Below are 6,625 nucleotides of genomic sequence, written 5' to 3'. Positions count from 1 at the left end.
TGCAGCAGAATGCTCAACGCCACCGCTGACAGCACCAGGTTGGTGCTCTGCGCGGCCAAAGTGGGAAGCAGCCCATGATTGAGGGCATAGAACAGGTAGTAGAAGCTGCCAATACCTCGGATACCAAACCACCCTAAAAGCCCGCGATGGCGAATATCCAGCATTCCTCGAGCGGGGAACAGCAGGATGCTGATGGGGCGAATGACAAAAAACAAAGCACCGGCAACCAGCACTGCCTGCCAGTCCCAATGCTCAATGAGCACTACCCCTAGCAGGGTCACCAGAAACACTTCCATTGCCCGTTCGATCAGGCTACCGAAAGCCAACATGTCACCCAACATGATCCCCGCTGCAACCTGCGAGTCGTCGAGCCCTTTCACATCGCCTTTGACGGCTAGCTCCGGCGCCACGTCCTGGTGACCTACCACAGGCTGTACCAGATGTTCAGCAGCCGGTTCTTCTGGGCTATTGGCGGTCTGAACCTCCGCCTGCCTTAAACCGAGGCCCGCAGCGAATACCGCGAGAAACCCATAGGACTGTATCGACTCGGCGCTCACGTATGCCAACGCAATCAGCGCAAGGGCCAGATAGTCATTGGGCGAGACGGTGCTGTCGTCGTTGCGCAGACGCAAGAACAGTGTGAGCTTGCCCAGGCCGCGCCCGTCCAGTAGCCAAGCAACAGGCCTGCGGTTACTGCCCACAGCATGTCCTTCAGCAGCCAGTCACTGAACCAGGCCTGGTCATTGTCCTGTTGCAGGAGCAGCCCGAGAATGACGAAGGGAAACGCCACGCCGTCGTTGAGCCCTGCCTCACCCGACAAGCTGAAACGCACAATATCATCGTCCTGGGCATCAACCACCTGCACCAAGGTTGCGAGCACGGGGTCAGTGGGTGCGAGGATCGCCCCGATCAGTAGCGAAATGCCCCACCCCAGGTTCAAGCCGTAATGCAGCACCAGCGTTACCCCTGCGATGCAGATCAACATCACCGGCCCCGCCAGAAAAAAGGCGCTGCACCAACGGCGGTTGTGCAAGGGCAGGCGCAATTTCAAGCCACTAAAGAACAGCGAAAACAACACCGCAACCTCTGTGAGGTGCTCCATCCACCCGCTCGACTGGCTCAAGTCCAGTTGAAGAATACCCAGCCCCGATGTACCCAGCCCGATACCCAGGGCAAGACACACTACAGACGAGGTCACAGGGATCCAGCGCAGGTAGGAGGATGAGAGTGCGAGCAGCAGCAAGACTGCGCCCAGCATGGCGAACCAGACGATGAAGGTCATTTCCGCAGACGCCCAGGGAAAGTTTCCGAGTATTTTTTGACTTTTCGGCACGCCACGTCGTTCCGCTGCGCTTGGTGGGTTCAGCCAATACCTGAGGTAAACGTAAAAAAGATTTTCAGCGCTCCGCTGCGGTCAAACTGCGCTAGAGACCTTGCTGGTCGAGCGGCGGGAGAGTTGAAGGTACATTTGCAGGGGGAAGCGCCTGGACAATAGCTTGAGCGAGCTCGTCTATCGACCACGGTTTGAAGAGGTAGGTAACGGGAGGTGTGACCTGAGAAGCATCAAGCTGGTGGCCAGAGGTCAGAATGGCGGGTAGTCCAGACCACCTTTCGTGGGCCATGGAGATGAACTCCATACCTTTGATGCTTCCCGGAACACCATGGTCGACAACGATCAACGAGCAGCCGCTCTTGAGTCCCATCAAATGAATCAAGGCATCTTCTGAGTTATCGAACCCATCGCAGATGGCGCCCAACTCGATCAGGATGTCCACCAGGAGGGTCTGTAGCGTTGGATCGTCCTCTACTACAATTACCGTCTTACCTGACAACGACAAACCCTCGATGCCGAGCTTCATCACCTTCTCCATCCCATGGTTGGATTTTCGAGTATTTCACTCATCCGCACATGCGTCGATGAGGGCTAAAGGCCACCCATGCTCAATGGCCTTCCAACTTCTTCAATTGGGCCAAGCCTTCACGCATGAAAATCTCCACGGTCTTTGGCCCTACGCCCTCGAAACTCAGTAGCCAGCGCTTGAATCCCTCAGCATTTGATCCTTGCTGCATTACCTCAAGTTGAGCAGCCAGTTCCACTTCTACCTTGTTGCCACGATCATGCAGTCGTCGGGCAGTGGATTCATCATAGCGCCCATAGCCAGCCTGACCGAGGAGTCTGACCAGTGCCGAATGAGAAGTCTGGGCAAGCTTAAGCGGCGTATCCAGACCCTCCTGATCAACAAGAACCCGGTACGCCTCCACTGCTACGGTGGATCGGATGCGCTTGCCCATGAGAAAGCTGGCCAGCAACCATCTGAACACGCCAAGGGCATCCGTGACCTCAATGCCGAGGTCACAGGCGGTTATAGTCTTCAACCTTTACTACGACGCGAGTCAGCAGATCGCTAAATGGATTCGCCATCATTCTGGATGTCTTCCTCTGCCTCTGCTGCCTCCGTGGCATCCGCGTCATTCAAAGGTGGCGACGTGGGCTTTTGGGGATCATTGATGAAGGGCACATCGCTGGGCCCTTTTTCTTCGGAGCCTTCGGTTTTCGGCTGCATGGCAATACCTCAAAGCAGATGGATCGGGGCGCGGGGCTTCAAGTACCCGCAGCAACGCCCGAGAACTTTTTGACGTCGATAGGTTGCGCTACGAATTCCGGGCCATCGCCGGCGAGCCGCCACTTCACATTGGCGATGCCGTAGCGCTCGGCCATCGGTCGACTGACCAGCTTGATTTTCTGCTGACTCAATCTCGGGATGATGCCAACGCCGGCATCGCAGCTGGCCCAGTGCCAAGCCACGGCGTTGTCCATTTTTTCCAGGCGGATGATGAACGTCCGATGCTTACCGTGCAGGTCATACTCGATTACGTACAATTGAAGTGATGGCACAAGATCCGCTCCTTGGTTGATACGCTATTGAGCGATTCCTGGAAGAGATAATTCCATCGGATTGGCAGGATGATCTGCAGCCAACCCATGCCCGAGCAGTCAGGCGAGTTGGATGTACACCGAGTAGCTACCCAGGAGCACCCAGAACACTAGAAAGATCCACGGTGTGCGCAGCGAAAACAGCAGTGATTTGCGATGACCTGCACGCGATGTCTCAGCCTCACAAAACAACGGCGACTCGTCGTAGGCCAACCCCATCAACGGCTCGCTGCGCAGCAGGTGACTTTGCTTGAGCTGCCAGTGATCGATGATGTTGTATGCCGCCCGGATGCCAGGCCAAGCGTTGAGTGAGCTCAGTACCCCGAGCAAGGCGAGGAACGCCGGTACGATCAGGGTGAACATCTCGCCCCATCCTTGATTCAGATTTCCCATTGAGGAGACGAAGGCGATGACCAGAAATGACTGCGCCGCCAGGTAGGCATCGGTGCGGTTGGCCAGGATGCTGGTTTCGTACTGGATTTCACGCCGGTAAAAATCCAGACGCTCCTTGGGAGAGCCAAACATCCTGGCATTGTGCTCGCTGATCTCGTGTTCGGGGGTCGCTGGGGTAATGATTCGAGGCACTCGCTACTCCGGGAGTTGGGCCCCGAGCGACGACATGAGCCTGGAGCTGAGTCCGGTAGAACAGGCGATGGGGCATGGAATTCAGCTGGATTGATATCCCGCACCGCTCGTCGTACCAACTGCAGATTGAAATCAACACGAGGTGGCCAGGCCTTTCGAATCGGTATGAACGTTCTCAACTGCAGGAGCTTCTACCATGCGCGACTTCCCTACCCCGCCCTTCCCTTCGCAACCTCAAAATGTACCAGGCTCACAGCGCAAGATGGAGCCCTATCCGGATTGTGGTGAGCAGTCGTATACCGGCCACAATCGACTCGAAGGCAAGATTGCACTTATCACCGGAGCAGACAGCGGTATCGGGCGGGCAGTCGCGATTGCCTATGCCCGCGAAGGGGCCGACGTCGCCATCGCTTATCTGAATGAGCATGAAGATGCGCAAGAAACCGCGCGCTGGGTTGAGTCTGCAGGCCGTCAATGCCTGTTGTTGCCCGGAGACCTGGCGCAGAAACAGCACTGCTACGACATCGTCGAAAAAACCGTTAGCCAGTTCGGGCGTATCGACATCCTGGTCAACAACGCGGCGTTCCAGATGTCCCACGAGACCCTGGAAGAAATCGACGATGACGAATGGGTGAAGACGTTCGATACCAACATCACCGCGATCTTCAGGATTTGCCAGGCAGCACTGCCTTCCATGCCCAAGGGCAGTTCGATCATCAATACCAGCTCGGTCAATTCCGACGATCCATCCCCCAGCCTGCTGGCCTATGCCACGACCAAAGGGGCCATTGCCAACTTCACTGCTGGCCTGGCTCAGTTGCTAGGCAAGAAAGGCATCAGGGTCAACAGCGTCGCGCCAGGCCCGATCTGGACGCCTTTGATTCCGGCAACCATGCCGGACGAGGCCGTCAAGAACTTTGGTTCCAGCTACCCGATGGGGCGCCCGGGGCAACCGGTCGAGGTCGCGCCAATCTATGTGCTGCTGGGCTCCGACGAAGCCAGTTACATCAGTGGCTCACGTTACGCAGTGACTGGCGGCAAACCGATCCTTTAGCGAAAAGAGGCTCGCCTTGATGGCGAGCCTCCTTTTTGGGTGGCGGTTTCAGCGTTTGTGCTGATCGTGATCACGAGCCGTTTTCTGCGCTGTCGAGTCATGGGCTGTACCGGTGGATCCATCCGGACGATGAGCATCGTTGTCTCGCTCCTCCTCCCCATGCGGCCTCGTCTGCGCCGCTGGCTTTTGCGTCTGGGTCTCTTTTTTCATGCTTTTTCCTCCCTTCGCATTTAAACAAAGGAAGCCAATCTACGGGACAAAGTTCAGGTCAGTGTCACTTCAGGAGATGGGCGGGCAACAGGGGCGATGAACCAATTACCTCAGGACCGCGTCCACTGCAAAACAAGCGAATAGACTCTGAAATGGAAAACGACCCTGTACTGGCCGCCCTCGGCTATCTCAAAAACAACAAATTGATTTTGACCACAGCGGAATCGTGCACTGCGGGCTGCCTTGTGGCTTTGTTGGCGGCCGTACCTGGTACAGGAGAGGTGCTGGAAAGCGGCTACGTCGTCTACTCACCTGGCGCCAAGAAACGCCTGCTGAGGGTCAGCCCCGAAACCATCGAACGATACGGCCTGACCAGCGAAGCAGTAGCCTGGGAAATGGCCTTGGGCGCCTTGAGAGACAGCGATGCGAATGTGGTGATCGCCACCACCGGGGTAGCCGGGCCGGCGCCCGAATCCGGGATACCACCGGGGACGATGTGCTTTGCCTGGGCTTTCGCCGGCGAGCCAATAGCCGTTTTCACGCGCACTCAGCGTTTCTTCGGCGAGCGGTCTGAAGTCATGCGCCAAGGCGCCCTGTTCGGATTGGCCCGGCTCTCCCACTATCACCAGCGCTGGTTACGCGGTGAGCGCGCCTGAGGGGGTGGTCATGTCGGAAGATGAACTGATATCCAGGCATCAACCTGTTCAAGAAGACATGCCGATGCAGCAGCGCGTCTGGCGCTTTGAGCGCGTGGGGTGGTACGTGCTCGTGGCCATCGTATTGCTTGCCTTGGCAGGCCTGTTCGGTAATGGCCCGTTGAGCGATGCCCAGGTGGTAAGCCAGGATGGCCGGGTACGGGTCGAGTACCAGCGCCTCAGCCGAAGCGGCACGACAGACAGTCTTTTCATCACGGTTCAGGGCATCCCTGGTCAGCCGGTGGAGGTGCAACTCGAGGGATCATTGCTCCGTGACGCCAGTATCGAGACGTTACAACCGGAGCCACAACGGTCGCTGTCGCACGGCCAGGCCATGCTGTTCCAGTTGGGTACCAGGCAAGATGGCGTGGCCACCTTGTACCTGACCCTTCGAAGTGAGCACGTAGGCACTCTGGAGGGCAACGTCAGGGCTGGCCCTGAAAGCGCCGTTCACTTCTCCACATTCCTTTACCCCTAGGAGTGCGTCATGGATTCGATCCTCCGCGCAGCCGGGATGTACGTTGCCCTCATGCTGCTGTTTCGCGTAGCCGGGCGGCGCTCGCTGGCTGATTTGACGACCTTCGACTTCGTGTTGTTGCTGATCATCGGAGAAGCCACCCAGCAAGCGCTTCTGGGCGACGATTTTTCATTCACCAATGCCATGCTGGTAATTACCACGCTGATCGTTCTGGACGTCGGCCTTTCGCTCGCGAAGCTCAACTCCAAGTCTTTGGCCAGGTTTCTGGATGGGCACGCTACCCTGGTTGTCGAGAATGGGCGCTTTCTGCATCGCCGCATGCGTCGGGCACGCCTCACGGAGGACGATATCCTTGAGTCAGCGCGGGACAGCCAGGGCATTGAGCACATTGAGCAGGTCAAGTTCGCCATCGTCGAACGCAATGGAAAGATTTCGATCATTCCTGCCGAATGAGGCCTGGGGGCAACAGTAAAGCAACGACTACCGCCTCGCACACACACGCGATGATGCCAGCCATCGTAAGCATTGAACCGTGTCACTCCGTGCGTACTCAACCACGAGCAAGTGCTAGCTGATTCCGTGATGAGGTAACGCCAATGAAAGATCGGAAGAGCACACGTCTGAACTCCAGTCACCCGTCCCGATCTCGTATGCCGTCTTCTGCTTGA

Annotated in this window: 9 protein-coding genes and 1 pseudogene; 4 read left to right on the top strand and 6 right to left on the bottom strand. The window is 57.2% G+C overall.

Features of this window, described 5'->3' with window-relative positions:
- The 6 genes and pseudogenes from APH42_RS28220 to APH42_RS28200 form a co-directional block, all read right to left on the bottom strand.
- Positions 1 to 1,282: pseudogene (locus tag APH42_RS28220) on the bottom strand (cation:proton antiporter); the annotation flags it as partial.
- A 142-nt stretch (positions 1,283 to 1,424) separates the two neighbouring features.
- Positions 1,425 to 1,859 (bottom strand): response regulator, encoded by a 435-nt coding sequence (locus APH42_RS28215; protein ID WP_060494712.1) that lies wholly within the window; start codon positions 1,857 to 1,859, stop codon positions 1,425 to 1,427.
- A gap of 82 nt (positions 1,860 to 1,941) precedes the next feature.
- On the bottom strand, positions 1,942 to 2,376 hold the full coding sequence (locus tag APH42_RS28210; RefSeq protein WP_060494711.1) for a hypothetical protein: 435 nt from the start codon (positions 2,374 to 2,376) through the stop codon (positions 1,942 to 1,944).
- Between the two features lie 29 nt (positions 2,377 to 2,405).
- A complete protein-coding gene (locus APH42_RS30265; protein ID WP_169725122.1) occupies positions 2,406 to 2,564 on the bottom strand; it encodes a hypothetical protein in 159 nt (52 codons plus the stop codon).
- Between the two features lie 38 nt (positions 2,565 to 2,602).
- On the bottom strand, positions 2,603 to 2,896 hold the full coding sequence (locus tag APH42_RS28205; RefSeq protein WP_060494710.1) for a DUF6555 family protein: 294 nt from the start codon (positions 2,894 to 2,896) through the stop codon (positions 2,603 to 2,605).
- A gap of 99 nt (positions 2,897 to 2,995) precedes the next feature.
- Positions 2,996 to 3,520 carry a hypothetical protein gene (locus APH42_RS28200; protein WP_004573937.1) on the bottom strand — a complete coding sequence of 175 codons (525 nt, stop codon included), beginning with the start codon at positions 3,518 to 3,520 and terminating at the stop codon, positions 2,996 to 2,998.
- Between the two features lie 196 nt (positions 3,521 to 3,716).
- On the opposite strand from APH42_RS28200, the gene APH42_RS28195 reads away from it, so the two are divergent.
- The 4 genes from APH42_RS28195 (at position 3,717) to APH42_RS28180 (ending at position 6,410) form a co-directional block, all read left to right on the top strand.
- Positions 3,717 to 4,574 (top strand): glucose 1-dehydrogenase, encoded by an 858-nt coding sequence (locus APH42_RS28195; RefSeq protein WP_054881852.1) that lies wholly within the window; start codon positions 3,717 to 3,719, stop codon positions 4,572 to 4,574.
- A 362-nt stretch (positions 4,575 to 4,936) separates the two neighbouring features.
- Positions 4,937 to 5,440: a CinA family protein gene (locus APH42_RS28190; RefSeq protein WP_060494709.1), complete on the top strand. Its 504-nt coding sequence runs from the start codon at positions 4,937 to 4,939 to the stop codon at positions 5,438 to 5,440.
- Between the two features lie 10 nt (positions 5,441 to 5,450).
- A complete protein-coding gene (locus tag APH42_RS28185) occupies positions 5,451 to 5,957 on the top strand; it encodes a hypothetical protein (protein ID WP_060494713.1) in 507 nt (168 codons plus the stop codon).
- A 9-nt stretch (positions 5,958 to 5,966) separates the two neighbouring features.
- A complete protein-coding gene (locus APH42_RS28180; protein WP_060494708.1) occupies positions 5,967 to 6,410 on the top strand; it encodes a DUF421 domain-containing protein in 444 nt (147 codons plus the stop codon).
- The last annotated feature ends 215 nt before the right edge of the window (positions 6,411 to 6,625 follow it).

It is taken from the genome of Pseudomonas sp. NBRC 111140 (genome assembly GCF_001320885.1).
GTDB lineage: Bacteria > Pseudomonadota > Gammaproteobacteria > Pseudomonadales > Pseudomonadaceae > Aquipseudomonas > Aquipseudomonas putida_P.
Note: the sequence above shows the minus strand (reverse complement) of the source record. Positions and strands in the feature narration are given on the sequence as shown.

Coding starts and splice junctions, on each gene's coding strand:
- APH42_RS28215 (WP_060494712.1), bottom strand. CDS start 1,859: ATGAAGCTCGGCATCGAGGGTTTGTCGTTGTCAGGTAAGACGGTAATT.
- APH42_RS30265 (WP_169725122.1), bottom strand. CDS start 2,564: ATGCAGCCGAAAACCGAAGGCTCCGAAGAAAAAGGGCCCAGCGATGTG.
- APH42_RS28195 (WP_054881852.1), top strand. CDS start 3,717: ATGCGCGACTTCCCTACCCCGCCCTTCCCTTCGCAACCTCAAAATGTA.
- APH42_RS28190 (WP_060494709.1), top strand. CDS start 4,937: ATGGAAAACGACCCTGTACTGGCCGCCCTCGGCTATCTCAAAAACAAC.
- APH42_RS28185 (WP_060494713.1), top strand. CDS start 5,451: ATGTCGGAAGATGAACTGATATCCAGGCATCAACCTGTTCAAGAAGAC.
- APH42_RS28180 (WP_060494708.1), top strand. CDS start 5,967: ATGGATTCGATCCTCCGCGCAGCCGGGATGTACGTTGCCCTCATGCTG.